Source organism: Burkholderia sp. Ac-20365 (genome assembly GCF_017104715.1).
Lineage (GTDB): Bacteria > Pseudomonadota > Gammaproteobacteria > Burkholderiales > Burkholderiaceae > Paraburkholderia.
In genome coordinates this window covers 59,381-80,249 of record NZ_JAAGPI010000041.1, presented here as the reverse complement: position 1 = coordinate 80,249, position 20,869 = coordinate 59,381, and the positions used below count along the sequence as shown (strand labels likewise).

The 20,869-nt window shown below is 63.4% G+C and carries 20 protein-coding genes; 16 read left to right on the top strand and 4 right to left on the bottom strand.

Annotated features, from left to right (window positions below):
- Nucleotides 1-207: 207 nt before the first annotated feature.
- Nucleotides 208-858, bottom strand: a complete 651-nt coding sequence (gene upp, locus G3O01_RS38380; protein ID WP_205812502.1) for a uracil phosphoribosyltransferase — start codon at nucleotides 856-858, stop codon at nucleotides 208-210.
- Between the two features lie 274 nt (nucleotides 859-1,132).
- Here upp and G3O01_RS38375 point away from each other — a divergent pair, with 274 nt between their 5' ends.
- From G3O01_RS38375 to G3O01_RS38300, 16 genes are all read left to right on the top strand, one after another.
- Nucleotides 1,133-1,912 (top strand): SDR family oxidoreductase, encoded by a 780-nt coding sequence (locus G3O01_RS38375; RefSeq protein WP_205812500.1) that lies wholly within the window; start codon nucleotides 1,133-1,135, stop codon nucleotides 1,910-1,912.
- Between the two features lie 54 nt (nucleotides 1,913-1,966).
- Nucleotides 1,967-2,356, top strand: coding sequence for a methylglyoxal synthase (locus G3O01_RS38370; RefSeq protein WP_205812498.1), 390 nt, complete (start codon nucleotides 1,967-1,969; stop codon nucleotides 2,354-2,356).
- Nucleotides 2,357-2,394: 38 nt separating this feature from the next.
- A complete protein-coding gene (locus G3O01_RS38365; protein WP_205812496.1) occupies nucleotides 2,395-3,369 on the top strand; it encodes a quinone oxidoreductase in 975 nt (324 codons plus the stop codon).
- A 163-nt stretch (nucleotides 3,370-3,532) separates the two neighbouring features.
- Complete coding sequence (locus G3O01_RS38360; RefSeq protein ID WP_007583456.1) at nucleotides 3,533-3,646, top strand: hypothetical protein; 114 nt, start codon at nucleotides 3,533-3,535, stop codon at nucleotides 3,644-3,646.
- Complete coding sequence (gene kdpF, locus G3O01_RS38355; protein WP_011487462.1) at nucleotides 3,643-3,735, top strand: K(+)-transporting ATPase subunit F; 93 nt, start codon at nucleotides 3,643-3,645, stop codon at nucleotides 3,733-3,735. Before G3O01_RS38360 ends, kdpF begins: the two co-directional genes overlap by 4 nt.
- Nucleotides 3,732-5,537: a potassium-transporting ATPase subunit KdpA gene (gene kdpA / locus G3O01_RS38350; RefSeq protein ID WP_205812495.1), complete on the top strand. Its 1,806-nt coding sequence runs from the start codon at nucleotides 3,732-3,734 to the stop codon at nucleotides 5,535-5,537. Before kdpF ends, kdpA begins: the two co-directional genes overlap by 4 nt.
- A gap of 43 nt (nucleotides 5,538-5,580) precedes the next feature.
- Nucleotides 5,581-7,665 carry a potassium-transporting ATPase subunit KdpB gene (kdpB, locus tag G3O01_RS38345; RefSeq protein ID WP_205812493.1) on the top strand — a complete coding sequence of 695 codons (2,085 nt, stop codon included), beginning with the start codon at nucleotides 5,581-5,583 and terminating at the stop codon, nucleotides 7,663-7,665.
- 41 nt (nucleotides 7,666-7,706) lie between these two features.
- Complete coding sequence (kdpC, locus tag G3O01_RS38340) at nucleotides 7,707-8,288, top strand: potassium-transporting ATPase subunit KdpC (RefSeq protein WP_205812491.1); 582 nt, start codon at nucleotides 7,707-7,709, stop codon at nucleotides 8,286-8,288.
- An 842-nt stretch (nucleotides 8,289-9,130) separates the two neighbouring features.
- Entirely contained in the window at nucleotides 9,131-11,965 is a 2,835-nt protein-coding gene (locus G3O01_RS38335; protein ID WP_205812489.1) for a DUF4118 domain-containing protein, read from the top strand.
- Nucleotides 11,962-12,660: a two-component system response regulator KdpE gene (gene kdpE, locus G3O01_RS38330; RefSeq protein ID WP_205812487.1), complete on the top strand. Its 699-nt coding sequence runs from the start codon at nucleotides 11,962-11,964 to the stop codon at nucleotides 12,658-12,660. The genes G3O01_RS38335 and kdpE overlap by 4 nt, the downstream gene beginning before the upstream one ends.
- Before the next feature lie 149 nt (nucleotides 12,661-12,809).
- Nucleotides 12,810-13,130: a quaternary ammonium compound efflux SMR transporter SugE gene (sugE, locus tag G3O01_RS38325; RefSeq protein WP_036003754.1), complete on the top strand. Its 321-nt coding sequence runs from the start codon at nucleotides 12,810-12,812 to the stop codon at nucleotides 13,128-13,130.
- A gap of 254 nt (nucleotides 13,131-13,384) precedes the next feature.
- Nucleotides 13,385-13,996: a DUF4126 domain-containing protein gene (locus tag G3O01_RS38320; RefSeq protein WP_205812485.1), complete on the top strand. Its 612-nt coding sequence runs from the start codon at nucleotides 13,385-13,387 to the stop codon at nucleotides 13,994-13,996.
- A gap of 116 nt (nucleotides 13,997-14,112) precedes the next feature.
- Nucleotides 14,113-16,602 (top strand): FtsX-like permease family protein, encoded by a 2,490-nt coding sequence (locus G3O01_RS38315; RefSeq protein WP_241024634.1) that lies wholly within the window; start codon nucleotides 14,113-14,115, stop codon nucleotides 16,600-16,602.
- Between the two features lie 40 nt (nucleotides 16,603-16,642).
- Nucleotides 16,643-17,053 (top strand): group II truncated hemoglobin, encoded by a 411-nt coding sequence (locus tag G3O01_RS38310; protein ID WP_205812481.1) that lies wholly within the window; start codon nucleotides 16,643-16,645, stop codon nucleotides 17,051-17,053.
- Nucleotides 17,054-17,190: 137 nt separating this feature from the next.
- Nucleotides 17,191-17,922 carry an alanyl-tRNA editing protein gene (locus G3O01_RS38305; RefSeq protein ID WP_205812479.1) on the top strand — a complete coding sequence of 244 codons (732 nt, stop codon included), beginning with the start codon at nucleotides 17,191-17,193 and terminating at the stop codon, nucleotides 17,920-17,922.
- Nucleotides 17,919-18,554: a DUF924 family protein gene (locus tag G3O01_RS38300; RefSeq protein WP_205812477.1), complete on the top strand. Its 636-nt coding sequence runs from the start codon at nucleotides 17,919-17,921 to the stop codon at nucleotides 18,552-18,554. Before G3O01_RS38305 ends, G3O01_RS38300 begins: the two co-directional genes overlap by 4 nt.
- Before the next feature lie 12 nt (nucleotides 18,555-18,566).
- On the opposite strand, the gene G3O01_RS38295 is transcribed toward G3O01_RS38300, so the two are convergent.
- The 3 genes from G3O01_RS38295 to G3O01_RS38285 are packed head-to-tail and all read right to left on the bottom strand — an operon-like array spanning nucleotide 18,567 to nucleotide 20,669.
- Nucleotides 18,567-19,313, bottom strand: coding sequence for an SDR family oxidoreductase (locus G3O01_RS38295; protein ID WP_205812475.1), 747 nt, complete (start codon nucleotides 19,311-19,313; stop codon nucleotides 18,567-18,569).
- Between the two features lie 52 nt (nucleotides 19,314-19,365).
- On the bottom strand, nucleotides 19,366-19,950 hold the full coding sequence (locus tag G3O01_RS38290) for a TIGR00730 family Rossman fold protein (protein ID WP_205812473.1): 585 nt from the start codon (nucleotides 19,948-19,950) through the stop codon (nucleotides 19,366-19,368).
- Nucleotides 19,947-20,669, bottom strand: a complete 723-nt coding sequence (locus G3O01_RS38285) for a TetR/AcrR family transcriptional regulator (RefSeq protein WP_205812471.1) — start codon at nucleotides 20,667-20,669, stop codon at nucleotides 19,947-19,949. The genes G3O01_RS38290 and G3O01_RS38285 overlap by 4 nt, the downstream gene beginning before the upstream one ends.
- Between the last annotated feature and the right edge of the window lie 200 nt (nucleotides 20,670-20,869).

Sequence of the window (20,869 nt, the reverse complement as noted above, 5' to 3'; positions counted from 1 at the left end):
GAGGTCAAGAACGGGCGGTGTTAGCCCGCTTTCTTTGCTTACTTTCTTTGCGGCGGCAAAGAAAGTAAGTGCCGCCCCGCACAGGGGCAACGCGTGAACAACGAAAACATCACGCGGATGCCAGCGAAGAGCCAAAAGCCAAAAGCCAAAAGCCAAAAGCCAAAAGCCAAACCACTCAGCTTCACCAGCCCAACAACAAAAAAACCCTTAATTCTTGGTCCCAAACAACCGATCCCCGGCATCCCCAAGCCCTGGAATAATATAAGCATGCTCATTGAGATGCGAATCAAGCGAAGCAACGAAAAGCTTCACATCAGGATGGGCATCCTGAAACACCTGCACGCCTTCAGGCGCCGCAACGAGTGCGAGAAACGAAATATTCTCACCAGCAACACCGCGACGCTTCAAAACATCAATAGCATGCACAGCGGAATAACCCGTAGCCACCATCGGATCACACAAAATAAAAATCCGATCCTCGAGATCCGGCAAACGCACCAGATACTCGACAGGCCGGTGATCCTCATCGCGATACACGCCAATGTGCCCAACCCGCGCCGACGGAATCAGCTCCATCAACCCGTCCGACATGCCGACGCCCGCCCGCAGCACGGGCACGATCGCAAGCTTCTTGCCGGCGATCACGGGCGCGTCGATGTCCACCAGCGGCGTGCTCACGCGGCGCGTCGTCATCGGCAGATTGCGGGTGATTTCGTAGCCCATCAGCAGCGTGATCTCGCGCAGCAGTTCGCGGAACGTCCGTGTGGACGTGTCGCGGTCGCGCATGTGCGACAGCTTGTGCTGGATCAGCGGGTGATCGAGGATGAAAAGATTGGGAAAACGGCTGTCCTGAGTCATGACGAGGCGCCTCGCGGCGAAGTTAAGCTGGCTGATGTTGGGTTGGCGCGTCGCTCGCGCGGCCAGCGGCGGGCGGCGGCGAACAGTTGCGCCATGGCTGCGAGTTTACCGGAACGTCGGCGCAAAGAGATGGATGGCTGATGAAAGGTATTTCCGCACGCTCCGGCAGCGACCCGTCGATTCTTCTAGAATCGGGGGACAGTTGACCGACCACCCGGGCGCGATGCGAACGCACGTACCGTTCGCCGCGCGCACGACAACAGGAAAAAAGCACATGGATCTGGGCATCGCAGGGAAGACCGCGCTGGTGTGCGCGGCGAGCAAGGGACTGGGGCGCGGCTGCGCCGAAGCGCTGGCGGCGGAAGGTGTGAACGTGACGATCGTCGCGCGCACGGCGGAGACGCTCGAAGCGACGGCCGCGGCAATCCGCTCGAAATCGGGCGTCGACGTGAAGGCCGTGGCCTGCGACATCACCACGCCCGAAGGCCGCGCCGCGGCGCTCGCCGTCTGTCCTCAGCCGGATATTCTCGTCAACAATGCCGGCGGTCCGCCGCCCGGCGATTTCCGCAAATTCACCCACGACGACTGGATCCGCGCGCTCGAAGCCAACATGCTCACGCCGATCGAACTGATCCGCGCGACCATCGACGGCATGATTTCTCGCGGCTTCGGCCGCGTGGTGAACATCACGAGTTCGTCGGTGAAAGCGCCCATCGACGTGCTCGGCCTGTCGAATGGCGCGCGCTCGGGGCTGACGGGTTTCGTGGCGGGCGTCGCGCGCAAGGTCGCGCCGGATGGCGTGACCATCAACAACCTGCTGCCGGGCCTCTTCGATACCGACCGCATCGCGGTGACGTTCGAGGCATCGGCGAAATCGCAGAACATTTCCATCGACGAGGCGCGCCAGCAGCGCATGGCGACGATTCCCGCGCGCCGCTTCGGTACACCGGAGGAATTCGGCCGCGCCTGCGCGTTCCTGTGCAGCGTGCACGCGGGCTATATCACCGGGCAGAACTGGCTGATCGACGGCGGCGCGTATCCGGGCACGTATTGACGATGTGCGGCCCCGTGCGGCACACGATAACGACAGCACAAGAGGAGCAACGACATGGCAACACGCGTCGCGCTGATTGCGCACGACCATAAGAAGGACGACATCGTCAGGCTGGCGGGCGAATACGTCGACACGCTCGCGCGCTGCGAGCTGATCGCGACAGGCACGACGGGCTCGCGCATCGCCGATACCCACGGCCTGAAAGTGGAGCGGATGCTGTCCGGCCCGCACGGCGGCGACCTGCAGATCGGCGCGCAACTGGCCGAAGGCCGGGTCGACATGGTGATTTTCCTGCGCGATCCGATGACGCCGCAGCCGCACGAACCGGATATCAACGCGCTGGTGCGCGCGTGCGACGTGCACAACGTGCCGTGCGCGACCAACATCTCGACGGCGCGGATGATTCTCGACGTACTGACGCTGCGTCTCACGCATCAGGTTTGAGCGCGTCGGAACAGGCAACGAATGAATCTGGAGAAAACATGACCAAGGCAATTCGATTCGACAAGACAGGCGGCCCGGAAGTGATGAAGTGGGTCGACGTCGAGGTGGGCGAGCCGGGCAATGGCGAAATCCGCATCAGGCAGCATGCCGTCGGGCTGAACTATATCGACGTGTATTTCCGCACGGGTCTGTATCCGCTGCCGCTGCCGGGCGGCCTCGGGATGGAGGCGGCAGGCGAGGTGGTCGCCGTCGGCCCGGGTGTGACGGACGTGAAAACGGGCGATCGCGTCGCGTATGTGGCGCGGCCGCCGGGCGCCTATGCGCAGGAGCGCGTGCTGCCCGCCGCTCAGGTGGTGAAGCTGCCCGATGCGATCGGCTATGAGGAGGCTGCGTCGGTGATGCTGCAGGGGCTGACTGCGCAATATCTGCTGCGCCGGACCTATCCGGTTAAGCCGGGCGACACGATCCTGATCCAGGCCGCTGCGGGCGGCGTCGGGCTGCTGGTGTGCCAGTGGGCGAAGGCGCTGGGCGCGACGGTGATCGGCACGGTCGGCAGCGACGAGAAGGCGGAGATCGCGAAGGCGCATGGCTGCGATCACCCCATCGTGTACACGCGCGAGAATTTCACCAAGCGCGTGCGCGAGATCACGAACGGCGCGGGCGTGCCCGTCGTGTACGACTCGATCGGCAAGGATACGTTTACGGCGTCGCTCGATTGTCTTGCGCCGCTTGGGATGTTCGTGAGCTTTGGCAATGCATCGGGCCCGCTGCCGCCGATCGATTCATCGGAGTTCGCCGGGCGCGGCTCGCTGTTCTTTACGCGTCCGACGCTGTTTACGTATATGGGCAAGCGCAGCGACTACGAAGCGATGGCAGCGGATCTGTTCGGCGTGCTCGCGTCGGGCAAGGTGAAGACGAGCATCAACCAGCGCCATGCACTCGCCGATGTCGGCAAGGCGCATGAGGATCTCGAAGCCCGCAGGACGACGGGGTCGACGGTGTTGTTGCCGTAACAGACGCGCTAACTCAAAGCAATGGAAGGCCGCTTCACGTCGTGTGAAGCGGCCTTTTCCGTTTACACCTTTTTTACACACCTCGATAAATCTTTGACCAGCCCTTTACGCCGATCGGCATAACGTTGCGCACATCCATCGCCAAACAAATGGAGAACATCAAATGGATGTGCTGTACGTCGGGGGCATCGCGCTTTTTGCTGCGCTGACCTTTGGGTTGATCGCCGGATGCGAGAAGTTGACGCGCTACGGCCGGGGGCAGGGAGCGCGCTCATGAACTGGATCCTCTGGCTCTCGGGCGCGGCGACCGCGCTGCTATTCGTTTATCTCGTCTATGCGCTGCTGCGCGCGGAGGACATTGAATGAACCTCAACAATGTCTTGCAGCCGGCGCTCTTTATCGTCGTGCTGCTCGCGGCCGCCGTGCCCGTCTCGCGCTATCTGTCGCGCGTGATGGACGGCAGCTCGCGCGTCGTCAAATTCGGCGCGCCCATCGAGCGTCTGCTGTATCGCCTCGCAGGCGTCGATCCGTCACAGGAAATGGGCTGGAAGCACTACGCGATCGCTACGCTCGCATTCAATCTGCTCGGCGTCGCGTTTCTCTACGTGCTGCTGCGCGTGCAAGGCGTACTGCCCGCCAATCCGCAGCAGTTCAGCGCGATGACGGTCGACGGCGCGTTCAACACGGCCATCAGCTTCGTCACCAACACGAACTGGCAGGATTATTCCGGCGAGCAGGCCGTCAGCTATCTGACGCAGATGCTTGGTATGACCGTGCAGAACTTCCTGTCGGCGGCAACGGGCATCGTCGTCGTGATCGCGCTGGTGCGCGGTTTCGCGCGCCACACGGCGCAGACGATCGGCAACTTCTGGGTCGACATCACGCGCGTGACGCTCTATGTGCTGCTGCCGATGTCGATGATCCTCGCGGCCGTGTTCATGAGCCAGGGCGTGATCCAGAATTTCAAGTCGTACGAAGACGTGCCGACGCTGCAGACCACCACGTACTCAGCGCCGAAGACGGATGCGCAGGGCAATGCCGTGAAGGACGCCAAGGGCAACCCGGTAATGGTCGACACACCCGTGAAGACGCAGACCATCGCGATGGGCCCGGTTGCCACGCAGGAAGCGATCAAGATGCTCGGCACGAACGGCGGCGGCTTCTTCAACGGCAACTCCGCGCATCCATTCGAGAACCCGACGCCATTCTCGAACTTCGTGCAGATCTTCTCGATCCTGATCATCCCAGCCTCGCTGTGTCTGGTGTTCGGCCGCATGATCGGCGACCGCCGGCAAGGCGTGGCCGTGCTCGCGGTGATGACGATCGCATTCGCCGTGTGCGTCGCAGGCGAGATCGGCGCAGAGCAGAGCGGCAATCCGCTCTTCACGTCGCTGCATGTCGATCAGTCGGCGAGCGCGCTGCAGTCGGGCGGCAACATGGAAGGCAAGGAAACGCGCTTCGGCATCGCGCAGTCGGGCATCTTCACGGTCGCGACGACGGCGGCTTCGTGCGGCGCGGTGGCCAACACGCATGACTCACTGACGCCGCTCGGCGGACTCGTGCCGATGCTGCTGATGCAACTCGGCGAAGTGATCTTCGGCGGCGTGGGTTCGGGTCTGTACGGGATGCTCGTCTTTGCGATGCTCGCGGTGTTCGTCGCGGGGCTGATGATCGGCCGCACGCCTGAGTACGTCGGCAAGAAGATCGAAGCGTACGAGATGAAGATGGTGTCGATCGTCGTGCTGCTGACGCCGCTGCTGGTGCTCGTCGCGACGTCGATTGCCGTCCTCACCGATGCGGGCAAGGCGGGCATCCTGAATCCGGGCGCGCATGGCTTTTCCGAAATTCTCTACGCGTTCAGTTCGGCGGCCAACAACAACGGCAGCGCGTTTGCGGGCCTCACGGTGAGCACGCCGTTCTACAACTGGCTGACGGCGATCGCGATGTGGTTCGGCCGCTTCGGCACGATCGTCCCGGTGCTCGCGATTGCCGGTTCGCTCGCGGCGAAGAAGCGCATTGCGGTGACGGGCGGCACGCTGCCGACGCATGGACCGCTGTTCGTCGTGCTGCTGCTGGGCACGGTGCTGCTGGTCGGCGCGCTCACATATGTGCCTGCGCTCGCGCTCGGTCCCGGCGTCGAACATCTGATGATGATCGCGGGCCATTGATACGCCACGCGACATAGAAACGGCGAAGCAATTAGAGGAAGAAATGACTGACCATTCCGCCACAAGGTCCATGTTCGATCCGGCGCTGCTGCGCCCGGCGATCGCGGACTCATTCAAGAAACTCAAACCGAACACGCAGTTCCGCAACCCGGTGATGTTCTGCGTGTACGTAGGCAGCATCCTGACGACGATTCTCTGGATCGCCGCGCTGCTGGGCCAGGCCGAAGCGCCCGCGGGATTCATTCTCGCGGTTGCGCTGTGGCTGTGGTTCACGGTGCTGTTCGCGAACTTCGCCGAAGCGCTCGCGGAAGGGCGCTCGAAAGCGCAGGCGGCATCGCTGCGCAGCGCGAAGAAAGACGTGATGGCGAAGAAGCTCAACGAGCCGCATCCGAAGTCGCCCATCCGCATCATGACGGCGTCCGATCTGCGTCGCGGCGACGTCGTGCTGGTCGAAACGGGCGACGTGATTCCCGCCGACGGTGAAGTGATCGAAGGCGTGGCATCCGTCGATGAATCGGCCATCACGGGTGAATCCGCGCCGGTGATCCGCGAGTCGGGCGGCGACTTCTCGTCGGTGACGGGCGGCACGCGCGTGCTGTCGGACTGGATCGTCGTGAAGGTGACGGCCAATCCGGGCGAAGCGTTTCTCGACCGCATGATCGCGATGGTCGAAGGCGCGAAGCGTGCCAAGACGCCGAATGAAATTGCGCTGACCATTCTGCTCGTCGCGCTGACCATCGTGCTGTTGCTCGCTACCGCGACGCTGCTGCCGTTCTCGATGTTCTCCGTCGAAGCCGCGAAAGCGGGTCACGTGGTGACGATCACCGCGCTGGTAGCGCTGCTCGTGTGCCTGATTCCGACGACGATCGGCGGGCTGCTGTCGGCAATCGGCGTGGCGGGCATGAGCCGCATGATGCAGGCGAACGTGATTGCCACCTCGGGCCGCGCCGTCGAAGCGGCGGGCGACGTCGATGTGCTGCTGCTCGACAAGACGGGCACGATTACGCTCGGCAATCGCCAGGCGTCGGCGTTCATTCCCGTTGCGGGCATCGCTGAGGAAACCCTTGCTGATGCCGCGCAACTGTCGTCGCTGTCGGACGAAACACCGGAAGGCCGCAGCATCGTCGTGCTGGCGAAGCAGCGCTTCAACATCCGTCAGCGCGACATGGCCGCGTTGCATCCCGTGTTTCTCGCGTTCAGTGCGCAGACGCGCATGAGCGGCGTCGATCTGCCGGATCGCGAAATCCGCAAGGGTGCCGCCGATGCGGTGAAGCACTACGTCGAAGCGCATGGCGGCCATTTCCCTTCGGAGATGACGTCGGCGGTTGCGGACGTCGCGCGACGCGGCAGCACGCCGCTGGTGGTGGCGGAGAAGGGGCCCGGTATTGCCCGCGTGCTCGGCGTGATCGAACTGAAGGACGTGGTGAAGGGCGGCATCAAGGAGCGTTTCGCCGAACTGCGCAAGATGGGCATCAAGACGGTGATGGTGACGGGCGACAACCGTCTGACGGCGGCGGCGATTGCAGCCGAAGCGGGCGTCGACGATTTCCTTGCGGAAGCCACGCCGGAGACGAAGCTCGCGACGATCCGCGCGCACCAGGCCGAAGGACGGCTCGTCGCGATGACGGGCGACGGTACCAACGATGCGCCTGCGCTTGCGCAGGCCGATGTCGCGGTGGCGATGAACACGGGCACGCAGGCCGCGAAGGAAGCGGGCAACATGGTCGACCTCGATTCGAACCCGACCAAGCTGATCGAGATCGTCGAGATCGGCAAGCAGATGCTGATGACGCGCGGCTCGCTGACGACGTTTTCGATTGCCAACGACGTCGCGAAGTACTTCGCGATCATTCCGGCCGCGTTCGCGACGACGTATCCGCAGTTGCGCGTGCTCGATGTGATGCATCTGAGCTCGCCGTCGTCGGCGATCCTGTCGGCGGTGATTTTCAACGCGCTGATCATCGTGGCGTTGATCCCGCTGGCGCTCAAGGGCGTGACGTATCGACCGCTTGGCGCGGCATCGCTGTTGCGCCGCAATCTGCTGATCTACGGGCTGGGCGGGATTCTGCTGCCGTTCCCGTTCATCAAGCTTATCGACATGGTGCTGGCCGCATGCGGCTGGGTGTGATGACTGAGCGAACGTCGATAACGGAACAAGGAATCTGAAACATGAAATCGCTTATTCGCCCGATGGTGGTGATATTTGCCGTGCTGACGGCTGTGACCGGGCTGGCTTATCCTGCTGTGATGACTGCGTTTGGCCAGGCTGTTTTTCATGACGAAGCCAACGGCAGCATGATCGAGAAAAACGGCAAGGTGATGGGTTCGAGGCTGATCGGTCAGCAGTTCGATGCGCCTCAGTATTTCTGGGGGCGGTTGTCGGCGACTTCGCCGATGCCGTATAACGCGCAGGGATCGAGTGGTTCGAATATTGGGCCTATCAATCCGGCTCTCGCCGATGAGGTCAAGGGGCGTCTCGATGCGTTGAAGGCGGCTGGGCATATGCCTGCTGGCGTGGAGGTGCCTGTCGATCTCGTGACTTCTTCCGGGAGTGGGCTTGATCCGGAGATTTCGCCTGCGGCGGCGGCTTTTCAGATCGAGCGGGTGGCCGCTGCGCGGAAGATGAATGCCAATGACGTGGCTGCTCTCGTTGATCGCTATACGAAGGGGCGGCAGTTTGGGCTCTTTGGCGAGGCGCGGGTTAATGTTCTTGAGCTGAATGTCGCGTTGGATGACGCGCAGCGAGGGTAAGGTGTGACCGTTGCCAGGGTCTCGGGTTTGTGGTGGCCCTGGCTTTTTTTTGTGTCTTGCGACGTTGGGTTTGGTTTGCTTGTGTTTGCGCTGGCATCCGCGGTTTGTTACTGGTGCTTCAGGCGTTGCCCCTGTGCGGGGCGGCACTTACTTTCTTTGCCGCCGCAAAGAAAGTAAGCAAAGAAAGCGGGCTAACACCGCCCGTTCTTGACCACCGCCTGAGGGCCCCCAACGGTTTTTCCGCTTCACACGGCAACCGCTCCGTTTGATGCGCGTTGCCAACGCCTTGAATAATCGCCTCACCTTCTTCGCTCATCCGTAGCGCAGCCAGCGACAGCGAATGGTTACGGCCGCCCAGGTGGCAAACTGTGTGTAGGTCGTAGTGCCTCACACCTTGGTGCTCTTACGACACCGATCGTGCTTTTCAGTCCGGAGTGGTGTGTGTACGCCGCGCTAGCCTACACACAGTTTGCCGCTATAGAACTTGGGTAATTTGACTGCGCGTGTGGTGACGCGGGAGTGTGAAGCGGGTGATGAGCCAATTCGAAGCGTTGGCAACGCGCGGTGACTGAGAAGTTGCCGTGTGAAGTGGAGGACCCGTTGGGGGCCCTCAGGCGGAGGTCAAGAACGGGCGGTGTTAGCCCGCTTTCTTTGCTTACTTTCTTTGCGGCGGCAAAGAAAGTAAGTGCCGCCCCGCACAGGGGCAACGCTTGAAGCACCGATAACAAATCGCGGATGCCAGCGCAAAACCAAACCAAACCAAACCAAACCAACCCCAAGCATCGCAGATAAAAAAAAACCATGTCACCATACCCGCACGGAAGTGCAACAACCTAAAGACCATGTCCCGCCCCGACCCCGACGAACTCCTCGACAAACTCCAGCGAGAAGAAGAAAAACGCCAGCGAGGAAAGCTGAAAATCTTCTTTGGCGCATCGGCCGGCGTCGGCAAGACGTATGCAATGCTCCAGGCTGCACGCCGCAGAAAAGACGAAAACATCGATGTAGTCGTAGGCATAGCCGAAACCCACGGCCGCAGCGAAACAGCCGCGCTGCTCGAAGGCCTGGAACCACTGCCGCTAGCGCGCATCGAATACCGCGGCCGCCTGCTAGGCGAATTCAACCTCGACGCCGCGCTCGAACGCAAACCGCAACTGATCCTCGTCGACGAACTCGCCCACTCGAACGTACAAGGCGCCCGCCACGCAAAACGCTGGCAGGACGTCTACGAACTCCTCGACGCCGGCATCGACGTCTACACGACCGTCAACGTCCAGCACCTCGAAAGCCTCAACGACGTAGTCGGTCAGATCACCGGCATCCGCGTGTGGGAAACCGTCCCCGATCGCGTGTTCGATCGCGCCGATGAAGTGACGCTCGTCGATCTGCCCGCCGAAGAACTGCTCGACCGTATGCGCGACGGCAAGGTCTATATGCCGCAACAGGCCGAGCGCGCCGTTCGCAACTTCTTCCGTAAAGGCAATCTGATCGCGCTGCGCGAACTCGCACTGCGCCGCACGGCCGACCGCGTCGACGCGCAAATGCGCGAGTACCGCGCCGACCGTTCGATCCAGCGCATCTGGCAGGCACGCGAGCGTTTGCTGGTCTGCATAGGACCTGGCGCCGAGGCTCCGCTGCTGGTGCGCGCGGCGGCACGTCTTGCCGCGAGTCTCAAGGCGGACTGGATCGCCGTCTACGTCGAAACGCCCAAGCTTCAACGGCTCTCCGACGAACGCCGCGAACGCACGCTCGATGCGCTCAAGCTCGCCGCCGAACTCGGCGCCGAAACAGCGACGCTCGCAGGCGCCGATGCCGTGTCGACGCTGATCGGCTACGCCCGCGTGCGCAATGTGTCGAAACTGGTGGCGGGCGGCTCGCCGGCGACGGGTTTTGTCCGCTGGCTGCGTCGTCCGTTTGGCGAGCGCCTCGCGGAGCGCGCGAGCGATCTCGATCTCACACTGATCCGCGCCAGCAGCGATGAAGCGGGCCAGACGCGCGAGCGCCGCTTCGATGAAGAAGGGAGCGCGTGGCGCGACGCGCTGATCGCCGCGCGCGAACGGCGCTCGCCGCCGCGCAACTACGCATGGGCAGTCGCGATCTGCGCGGGCGTGACGCTGGTTGCGAGCCAGTTGATCGACCGCATCGATCTCGCGAACCTCGTGATGCTGTATCTGCTCGGCGTGATCTTCACGGCGGTGAAGCTCGGGCGCGGGCCGGGCGTGATGCTGTCGTTCCTGTCGGTGGCCGCGTTCGATTTCTTCTTCGTGCCGCCGCGCATGTCGCTTTCCGTGAGCGATACGCAATATCTGCTGACTTTCCTCGGCATGCTGCTAACGTCGCTCGTGATCGGCCATCTGACGTCGAGTTTGCGGCGCGAGGCTAGTGTCGCGCGACGGCGTGAGCAGCGTACAAGCGCGATGTACGCGATGGCGCGTGAACTCGCTGCGGCGCTGACGACCGAGCAGATCGTCGGCATCGGCAGCCGTCATGTGAGCGAGGTGTTCCGCGCGCGCGTCGCCGTGTTGCTGCCCGATAGCGCAGATCAGGTGAAGCAGAAGGTCGACGATCCCGACGAAAACATCATGCTCGATGCCGCGACGCTCGATGTCGATGTCGGCCAGTGGGTCTACGACCAGCAAAAACCCGCCGGACACGGCACCGATACGCTGCCCGCCGCGAAGGCGCTGTACCTGCCGCTGCGCGCACCGATGCGCACGCGCGGCGTGCTGGCCGTCGCGATGCAGGACGAGCGCGAACTCGACGTGCCCGAACAGCAGCGCATGCTCGACGCGTTCGCCGCGCAGATTGCGCTCGCACTGGAACGCGTGCATTACGTCGATATCGCGCGCGATGCACTGGTCAGCATGGAGTCGGAGCGGCTGCGCAACTCGCTGCTGTCGGCGATCTCGCACGATCTGCGCACGCCGCTCACGGCGATCGTCGGCTTCTCGTCGATGCTCGCCGCACAGGAGCGCGACCCAAGTCATGCGCAAGGCGAACTCGTCGATGCGATCCACGAAGAAGCGCTGCGCATGACGGGCATCGTCACGAATCTGCTCGATATGGCGCGTCTGCAGGCGGGAAGTCTCAAGCTGAATCGCCAATGGTCGCTGCTTGAAGAGACGGTCGGCTCGGCGCTGCGCGACTGCCGCCGCACGCTCGCGCGGCATCCCGTGCAGGTATCGCTGCCCGCCGATCTGCCGCTGCTGCAACTCGACGCGGTGCTGATGGAGCGGCTCTTCGCGAACCTGTTCGAGAACGCGGCGAAGTACGTGCCGCCCGATACGCCGCTCATGATCGGCGCGCAGCGGATCGAAGAGAACGGCAAGCCGTTCGTGCGCGTCACCGTCGACGATACCGGGCCGGGCCTGCCGCCCGGCATGGAAGCGCGCATCTTCGAGAAGTTCACGCGCGGCGAGAAGGAATCGGCGAAACCGGGCATCGGGCTCGGTCTTGCGATCTGCCGCGCGATTGCGGAGGCGCATGGCGGTAAAATCGGCGCGGCCAATCGCGTGGCCGCCGATGGCCACGTCGAAGGCGCGCGCTTCTGGTTCACGCTGCCCATCGAGACGCCGCCGCCTGTGCCCGATGCGCTCGAAGAGGAAGCGGAGCACGAGCCGGACCCCGAATCCGATCACCGGCAACAAGCCGACACGCATCCGAATACCCACTCATGAGCGACCTGAGCATCACTGTCGTACTGATCGAAGACGAACAACAGATTCGCCGCTTCGTGCGGGCATCGCTGGAAGGCGAGGGCATGGTCGTGCACGACGCGTCGACGGGCAAGCAGGGGCTGATCGAAGCCGCGACGCGCAAGCCCGATCTCGTGATCGTCGATCTCGGCCTGCCGGACACCGACGGTCTCGACGTGATCCGCGAACTGCGCGGCTGGAGCGAGCTGCCGGTGATCGTGCTGTCGGCGCGCACGCAGGAAAGCGAGAAGGTGGCCGCGCTCGACGCCGGCGCCGACGACTATCTGACCAAGCCATTCGGCGTGTCGGAACTGCTCGCGCGGATTCGCGCGCATCTGCGCCGGCGCAACCAGGGCGGCTCGAACGAGACGCCGCAGGTGCATTTCGGTGGCGTGATCGTCGATCTGGCGTTGCGCCAGGTGACGCGCGACGGCGAGCCTGTTCATCTGACGCCGCTCGAATACCGGCTGCTCGCGACGCTCGTGCGTCACGCGGGCCGCGTGCTGACGCACCGGCAACTGCTGCGCGACGTGTGGGGGCCGTCGCATGTCGAAAGCCATCACTATCTGCGCATCTACATGGCGCATCTGCGGCAGAAACTGGAACGCGATCCGGCGCAACCCGAGCATATCGTCACGGAAACGGGCGTCGGCTACCGGCTGGTCGGTGTCGCCTGAAGCTCGCGGCATAGCGTCGCGTTATATCGAATCGTGTATGAACGGACGCCGATAAACCTTACATTTTGATATAATTGCTCGCGGCAAGGACGGCCTTGCTGCATCCGCTTTCAACGGGGACGGCCCCATCTTCAATGGGAGTTCGTCTCATGTCCTGGATTCTTCTGTTTATCGCCGGTCTGCTGGAAGTCGCTTGGGCGGCCGGTCTCAAAACCTCCGAAGGTTTCACCCGTTTCTGGCCGTCGGTCTTTACGATCGTGACGGCGCTCGGCAGTTTCGTGCTGCTCGCAATGGCGATGCGCCAGTTGCCGCTCGGCACCGCGTACGCCGTGTGGACGGGGATCGGCGCGGTCGGCGCCTTCATTTTCGGCATCGTGATGATGGGCGAGGCGGTTACTGCCGCGCGCGTCGGCAGTGCGGTGCTGATCGTCGTCGGGCTGATCGGACTGAAGCTCTCGTCCGGTCACTGATCAGTCTTCCGTCGAGCCGCCATCACCCGCTATTCGTCTGAAAATTGCCGCAAAGACGCCACAAACCGCCGCACAGCTGTGCGAACGACGAATTGACGTGGCTATAATGAGACGGAAATCACCCTGAAATTGCTCCGCGCGGCCTTGATGCGCGGGTCCGGCGGCTTCGGCGGGCGGAGCCTCTGGCGCTTCCCACCGTTTCATGGCGCAGTCGCCGGAACTGACGGCACGCGATGCGTGCCTCGGAGGCGGCCATGCTTGAACCTCTTTCGCTTGCGGCGGGCCTGTCCTGGGGCAGCGGCTTGCGTCTCTACCTGACCGTGCTGATCGCGGGCGTATTTGGGCGCGCCGGTTTCATCCATCTTCCCGATACGCTGTCCGTGCTGCAGTCGCCATGGGTCATCGGCGCGGCGGCCGTGCTGACGCTCGCCGAGTTTCTCGCCGACAAGATCCCCGCGTTCGATTCGCTGTGGGACGCCGTCCATACCTTTATCCGCATACCGGCGGGCGCCGTGCTGGCCGTCGGCGCGCTCGGCCACGCCGACCCGGCGATGATGACGATCGCCGCGCTGGCTGGCGGCACGCTCGCGGGCGCGTCGCATCTGACCAAGGCGGGCACGCGGGCGCTGATCAACCTGTCGCCGGAGCCGGTGTCGAATGTGGTCACGTCGTCGGCTGAGGATGGGCTGGTGTTCGGCGGACTGTTGCTCGCGCTGTTCGTCCCCGTGCTGTTCCTCGTGCTGCTGGTTGGCTTTCTCCTGCTCGCAAGCTGGATACTGCCGCGCTTGTGGCGCGGCGTGCAGGGCGGCTTTCGCGGCATGGCGACGCACATGGTGTCGCGATTCGCGCGGAGCCGTCACGATTGAGCGAAGCCGAACGCGTCACCACCGAGGCTCCGCCCGAGCTTCCGTCCAAACCCCCCAAGCGGCACGCGCCGACGCACCGGTTGTCGTTGGGTCATCTGCTGCATCAGTCGCTTCGCATGACGGCGCGCGACTGGCGCGCGGGCGAACTGACGATGCTGCTGCTCGCGCTGGTGCTGGCCGTCGCGGCGCTCTCCAGTGTCGGCTTTCTGGCCGATCGTCTGCATCAGGGTCTTGAGCGCGATGCGCGGCGCATGATCGCCGCCGATTTCATCGTCCGCTCCGATCATCCTGTCGCTCAGCAATTCGCCGACAAAGCCAAAGCGCTCGGTCTCGACACGGCGACGACGGCGATTTTCCCCAGCATGGTCAATTCGACGGCGGCGACGCCCGTGTCGCGGCTTGCGGCTGTGAAGGCGGTATCGGCGGGTTATCCGTTGCGCGGCGAACTGAAGATTGCGCTTACCGCAGGCGCACCCGATCGCGAAGTGCGCGGCATTCCGCCGGCTGGCGAAGTGTGGGTCGATCAGCAGATGCTCGACGCGTTGAAGGTGCGCATCGGCGACAAGGTGAAAGTGGGCGGGCGCGATTTCACGATCGGCGCGTTGATCACGCGTGAGCTGGATCGCGGCTTCGCGTTCGTCAATTTCTCGCCGCGACTGATGATGCGCGCCGACGATCTCGCGTCGACGGGCCTGACGGGCTATGGCAGCCGTGTCACGTACCGGCTACTGGTGGCGGGCGGCGACGAGCCGGTGGCGTCGTTTGCAAAGTGGGCACATGAGCGCGTCGACAACGGCAAGATGCGCGGTTATGCGCTCGAATCGCTGCAGGACGGCCAGCCGCAGGTACGCCAGACGCTCGACCGCGCCAGCCACTTCCTCACGCTCGTGTCGCTGCTGACGGCGCTGCTCGCCGCCGTTGCGATTGCGATGGCCGCGCATCGCTACATGCGGCGGCATCTGGATAGCTGCGCGGCGATGCGTTGCCTCGGCGTCAGTCAGCGGACCTTGCGGGCGCTGTTCCTGTTCGAATTCGCCGGACTTGGGCTGCTCGGCGGCGCGGCGGGCGTGCTGCTTGGCTTCGGCGGGCATCTTGCGCTGTTCTGGTGGCTCGGCAGCCTGATCGACGTGTCCTTGCCTTATCCGACTGTCTGGCCGGCGCTCGAAGGCGTCGCGGCCGGTCTCGTGCTGCTGGTCGGCTTCGCGCTGCCGCCGCTGTTGCCGTTGACGCGTGTGCCGCCCGTGCGTGTACTGCGTCGCGAGTGGGGCGAAGAAGGGCGCACCGCGTGGGCTGCGTACGCGCTCGGCATCGTGCTGTTTGCGGGGCTGCTGATTCTCGCGGCGGGCGAACTGAAGCTTGGCGGTATCGTCGCAGGTGGTTTTGCGGGCGGGCTGCTGCTGTTTGCGCTGCTCGCGCGTTTTGCGCTGTGGAGTTCCGCTCGCATCGTGCGCAGCGAGCGGTTTGCGATCGGTATCGGCTGGCGTTACGCGCTGGCGTCGCTGGAGCGCCGCGCGAATTCGAGCGCGCTGCAGATTACCGCGCTCGCCATCGGCCTGATGTGTCTGCTGCTGATCGCAATGACGCGCAACGATCTGATCGAAGGCTGGCAGCGCTCGACGCCGCCCGACGCGCCGAACGAGTTCATCATCGACATCCAGCCCGACCAGCGCGATGCCGTCACACAGTATCTCGGCGCGCACGGCTTCCCCGGCATCGATCTCGAGCCGATGGTGCGCGGCCGCCTGATCGCAATTAACAGCAAGCCCGTCAATCCCGACGACTTCAAGAGCGAGGACGCGCGGCGTCTGGTGGATCGCGAGTTCAACCTGTCGTACACGACGCAGTTGCCCGACGACAACCGCATCGTGTCGGGCGAGTGGTACGGCAACGCGACCAAGCCGCAGATTTCGATCGAGCAGGGTCTCGCGAAGATATTGAACGTGAAGGTCGGCGATACGATGCGTTTCGACGTGACGGGTCTGCAGGTCGATGCACCCGTGACGAGCATCCGCAAGCTCGACTGGGGCTCGTTCAAGGTCAACTTCTTTGTTGTGATGCCGCCGGATGCGCTGAAGGACTATCCGGCGACGTTCATCACGAGTTTCCATGTGCCGCCGCAACAGCGCCCGGTGATCGACGGACTGATCGGTCAGTATCCGAATCTCACCGCGATCGATACCGCGCCGATTCTCGCGCAGGTGCAGCGCGTGATCGGCCAGGTGATCGGCGCGGTGCAGTTCCTGTTCGGCTTCACGCTGGTCGCGGGCGTTCTGGTGCTGTACGCCGCGCTCGCGGGCACCCGCGACGAGCGTATGCGAGAATCCGCGCTGCTGCGCGCGCTCGGCGCGTCGCACAAGCAGGTACGCGCGGTGCAGGTCGCGGAATTCGTCGTGGTAGGCGCGCTGTCCGGCCTGATGGCGGCGATCGGCTCGCAGGTGATCGGTTTCATTCTTGCATCGCGCGTGTTCGATTTTTCGATCACCTTCAACCCGTGGATCCTGCCTGCGGGTATTGCGGCGGGCGTCGTGTGCGCGGCCGTCGGCGGATGGCTCAGCCTGCGCCATGTGCTGATGCGGCCAGCGCTGCAATCGCTGCGCGATGCATGACGCACCGCTCTGAACTTCTCTTGATTGTGTAGTGACCCGTATGACTGATCCGATTGACGAAGCGCCGTCGAAACCGACGGCCTTCGAACTCGTTGGCGGCGAAGCGCGCGTGCGCGAACTCGTCGACCGCTTCTACGACCTGATGGACCTCGAAGCCGATTTCGCAGGCATCCGCAAGCTGCATCCACCCACACTGGAAGGCTCGCGCGACAAGCTGTTCTGGTTCCTGTGCGGCTGGCTCGGCGGCCCCGATCACTACATCAGCCGCTTTGGCCATCCGCGTCTGCGCGCGCGGCATCTGCCGTTCCAGATTGCGTCGGTGGAGCGCGACCAGTGGTTGCGCTGCATGGCGTGGGCGATGGAAGACGTCGGTTTGCCCGAGCCGTTGCGCGAGCGTCTGCTGCATTCGTTCTTCGATACCGCCGACTGGATGCGTAATCATCCGGGCTGAGTGTTGTTCGATGTAAAAGCGTCGTGCTGGATCGGCCAGTACAGTTCGGTCGGGAGCGCTTCGGACTGAACGCGGCGGGCATGGCGGGCATCGGCATAATGTCCGCTGGCACGACCACAGCACAAAGGAGACTCCCCATGACGACGCGCGCGCTATTCCGCGACGACGCCTACCTGACCCAGTGCGACGCGACCATCGTCGCGATCGACGAGCAGGGCGTCCATCTCGACCAGACCGTGTTCTATCCGCTCGGCGGCGGCCAGGCGGGCGATGCGGGCACGCTGACACTTGCCGACGGCACGCGTATTGAGATTGCCGACGCGCGCAAGGCGAAGTTCGAAGGCGCGACACCCGACGATGCCGTCCACGTTCCTGCGCCCGGCCAGGAAGCGCTCGTCGCGCAGCTTTCCGTCGGCCAGAAGGTGACGGCGCAGATCGACTGGGCGCGCCGCTACCGGCATATGCGCCTTCACACGGCGAGCCATCTGATGTGCGCGGTACTGCCATATCCCGTCGATGGATGCAGCATCACGGCCGAGTACGCGCGTCTCGACTTCGCGACCGTCGAGCCGATCGAACGCGAACTGGTTGAAGCGCGGCTGGCGGAACTGGTTGGCGGCGCGCATGCGGTCGCGACGCAATGGATCACCGACGAAGAAATGGCCACGCGCCCCGAACTCGTACGCACGATGAGCGTGAAGCCGCCGATGGGTCTCGGGCGCGTGCGTCTGTTGAAGATCGAAGGCGTCGATCTGCAGCCGTGCGGCGGAACGCATGTGCGCAATACGGAAGAGATTGGCGCGCTGCGCGTCGCGAAGCTGGAAAAGAAGAGTGCGCGCACGCGGCGGCTCGTGCTGGAGTTCGCGTGAACCTGCGTTTCGATGCGGCTACGTATTCGTCGGAAGCGGACTACGCTTCGCTCGATCCGCGTGCGCGTGATGTGCTCGATTGCTGGTTCGGCACGCCCGGCTCGGACGAATACGGCAAGGATCAGAAGCGCTGGTTCAAACGCGACGAAACGTTCGATGCGATGTTGCGCGAGCGTTTCGGCACGTTGATCGACGCGGCGCTCACGCATGAACTGGACGTATGGCTCGCGACGCCGCTTGGTTCGCTTGCTGTCGTTATCGTGCTCGACCAGTTCACGCGCAACTGTCATCGGGCTTCGGCGCGTATGTATGACGGCGACGCGAAGGCGATGAGCATCACGCGACGCATGATCGAAGAGGGCAGCGATGTGTCGCTGCCGACCGTCTATCATCGCGCGTTCGCGTACATTCCGTTCGAGCACGATGAGACGGTAGAAGGGCAGCATGAAGGCGTGCGCCTTTACACGCTGCTCGAAGCGCAAGGTCTTCATCCTTCGTATGCGCGCTCGGCTGTGCAGCATGCGCGGATCGTCGAGCGCTTTGGGCGCTTTCCGCATCGCAATGCGCTGCTCGGCCGCGTATCGAGCGATGAAGAGATCGCGTTTTTGCGCGAGCCGGGGTCGTCGTTTTAGCGGCGGGTTTTCTTAGCGGCCGGCGCTGACGTCGAGCAGCGCGCCGTTCACGTAAGAAGACGCGTCGCTCACCAGCCACACGATCGCTTCGGCGACTTCATCCGCTGTGCCGGGGCGACCGAGCGGCGTCTGCGCGCCGAGCACGGCGGCGCGATCCGGGCGTCCGCCGCTTGCATGAATATCCGTATCGATCAGACCGGGACGCACGGCGTTCACGCGAATGCCTTGCGGACCGAGTTCTTTCGCGAGGCCGATCGTCATCGTATCGACGGCGCCTTTCGAGCCTGCGTAATCGACGTATTCGTTCGGCGACCCGAGCCTCGACGCTGCCGACGACACGTTCACGATCACGCCGCCATGTCCGCCGCGATCTTTCGACATGCGCCGTGCCGCTTCGCGCGCGCACAGATACGCGCCGTACACGTTGACGTCGAACATGCGCTTCAGGCGCGCCGCGTCCATCTGGGCGAGCGGCATCGAAGGCGCGACGATACCTGCATTGTTGACGAGCGCATCGATGCGACCGAAGGCCTGCTCCACAGCATCGAACATCGCGATGACTTGCGCTTCGTCGGCGACGTCGCCTGCGATCAGGCGCGCATGGCCGCCCGCGCGCCCGACTTCTGCGGCCGTGTCTTTGGCGGCAGCCTCGTTGCTCGCGTAATTCACGCCGACCGACCAGCCACGCGCGCCGAGCAAGCGCGCCGTCGCGCGGCCAATACCGCGGCTCGCGCCCGTGATCAGAACCACTTTCGTCATGCTTGCCTCTCGCAATGAAGCAGGAAAGCGCGTGTCAGCGCGCGTCGGTGCGCTATACGCGGTCGCGCCGTTGCGCCCACTTGTCGGCGGCGGGCGGCTGATAGCGTTGCAGTTTCTGGATCAGCGCGGCGGGGTCGTTGTCGATCTGCAGGATGTCGAAGTACGTCTGGCGCATGAAGCCTTCCTGCACCGTGTGTTCGAGCATCGAGATCAGTGGATCATAGAAGCCGTCGATGTTCAGCACGGCGACCGCTTTCTGGTGATAGCCGAGCTGCGCCCACGTATAGACCTCGAACAGTTCTTCGAGGGTGCCTGCGCCGCCTGGCATCGCGACGAACGCGTCGGAGAGATCGGCCATCATCTTCTTGCGATGATGCATATCGGGCACGACGTGCAGTTCCGACAGACCGTTATGGCCGACTTCCTTGTTGACCAGCAGTTCGGGAATCACCCCGATCGCCCGGCCGCCGGCTGCCATGACTTCGTCGGCGATCACGCCCATCAGGCCGACCTTGCCGCCGCCGTAGACGAGCGACAGGTTTGCTGCGACGAGTGCGCGACCGAACGCTTTGGCGGCGTCGCGATACAGCGGTTTGGCTCCGTCCGAGGAGCCGCAATAGACACAGACTGCCTTCATCTTCCACTGTCCTTCGAATCGTTGCGCGGTTCGCGCGGTGGCAGGTAGTCGTAGAACTCGCGCTGCGGATGCTTGCCCGACACGAGATCGTCGAACAGTTCGCGCGAGCGGCCGCGCAGATAGGGCGCCATCAGCGAGACGATCTGCACGCTGACCTGATGCAGTTCGGCCTGAATCGCTTCCTGCTCGTTGTACTTGCGCGGGTTCATCACGAACTGATACGACAGCCAGTATGTGGCGATCACGCCGATGTTGGTGGCGATGACCTTGAGTTCGTCGGGCGTCGCGACCATTTCGTTATCGGCGACGAGTTGCTCGCAGAACTGGCTTGCGAATCGCACCTTGTGGCTGATGATCTGCTTGAAATGCGTTTCGAGCGTGCGATTGCGCGCGAGCAGGTCGTTCAGGTCACGATACAGAAAACGGTAGCGCCAGGTGAAATCGACCATGTACTGCAGGTACGACCACATTTCGTCGATGGTTGCGCGATGGTCTTCCGGAAAACGCAGACGCTTCTCGATCTCCTGCTCGAACTGGCTGAAGATGCTGTTGATGATGTCGTCTTTGTTGCGGAAGTGGTAGTACAGGTTGCCTGGACTGATCTCCATTTCCTCGGCGATCGTCGTCGTCGTGACGTTCGGCTCGCCGATTTCGTTGAAGAGCTTCAACGAGAGTTCGAGAATCCGTTCGCGCGTGCGGCGGGGAGGTTTGGGTTCCATGTCCGTCCTTGGCGGGCTTGCTGCGCTTGCCCGGGTTTGGGTTTTTTTGATGCTATCGGTCGATTATAAACCGGTCGTTCGGGGCGGGATGGGGTTTGGTTTTTGTCTTGCGACGGTGGTGTGGGTTGCTTTTGTTTGCTGTTGTTTGCGCTGGCATCCGCGTTTTGTCTCTGGTTTGCTAGCGTTGCCCCTGTGCGGGG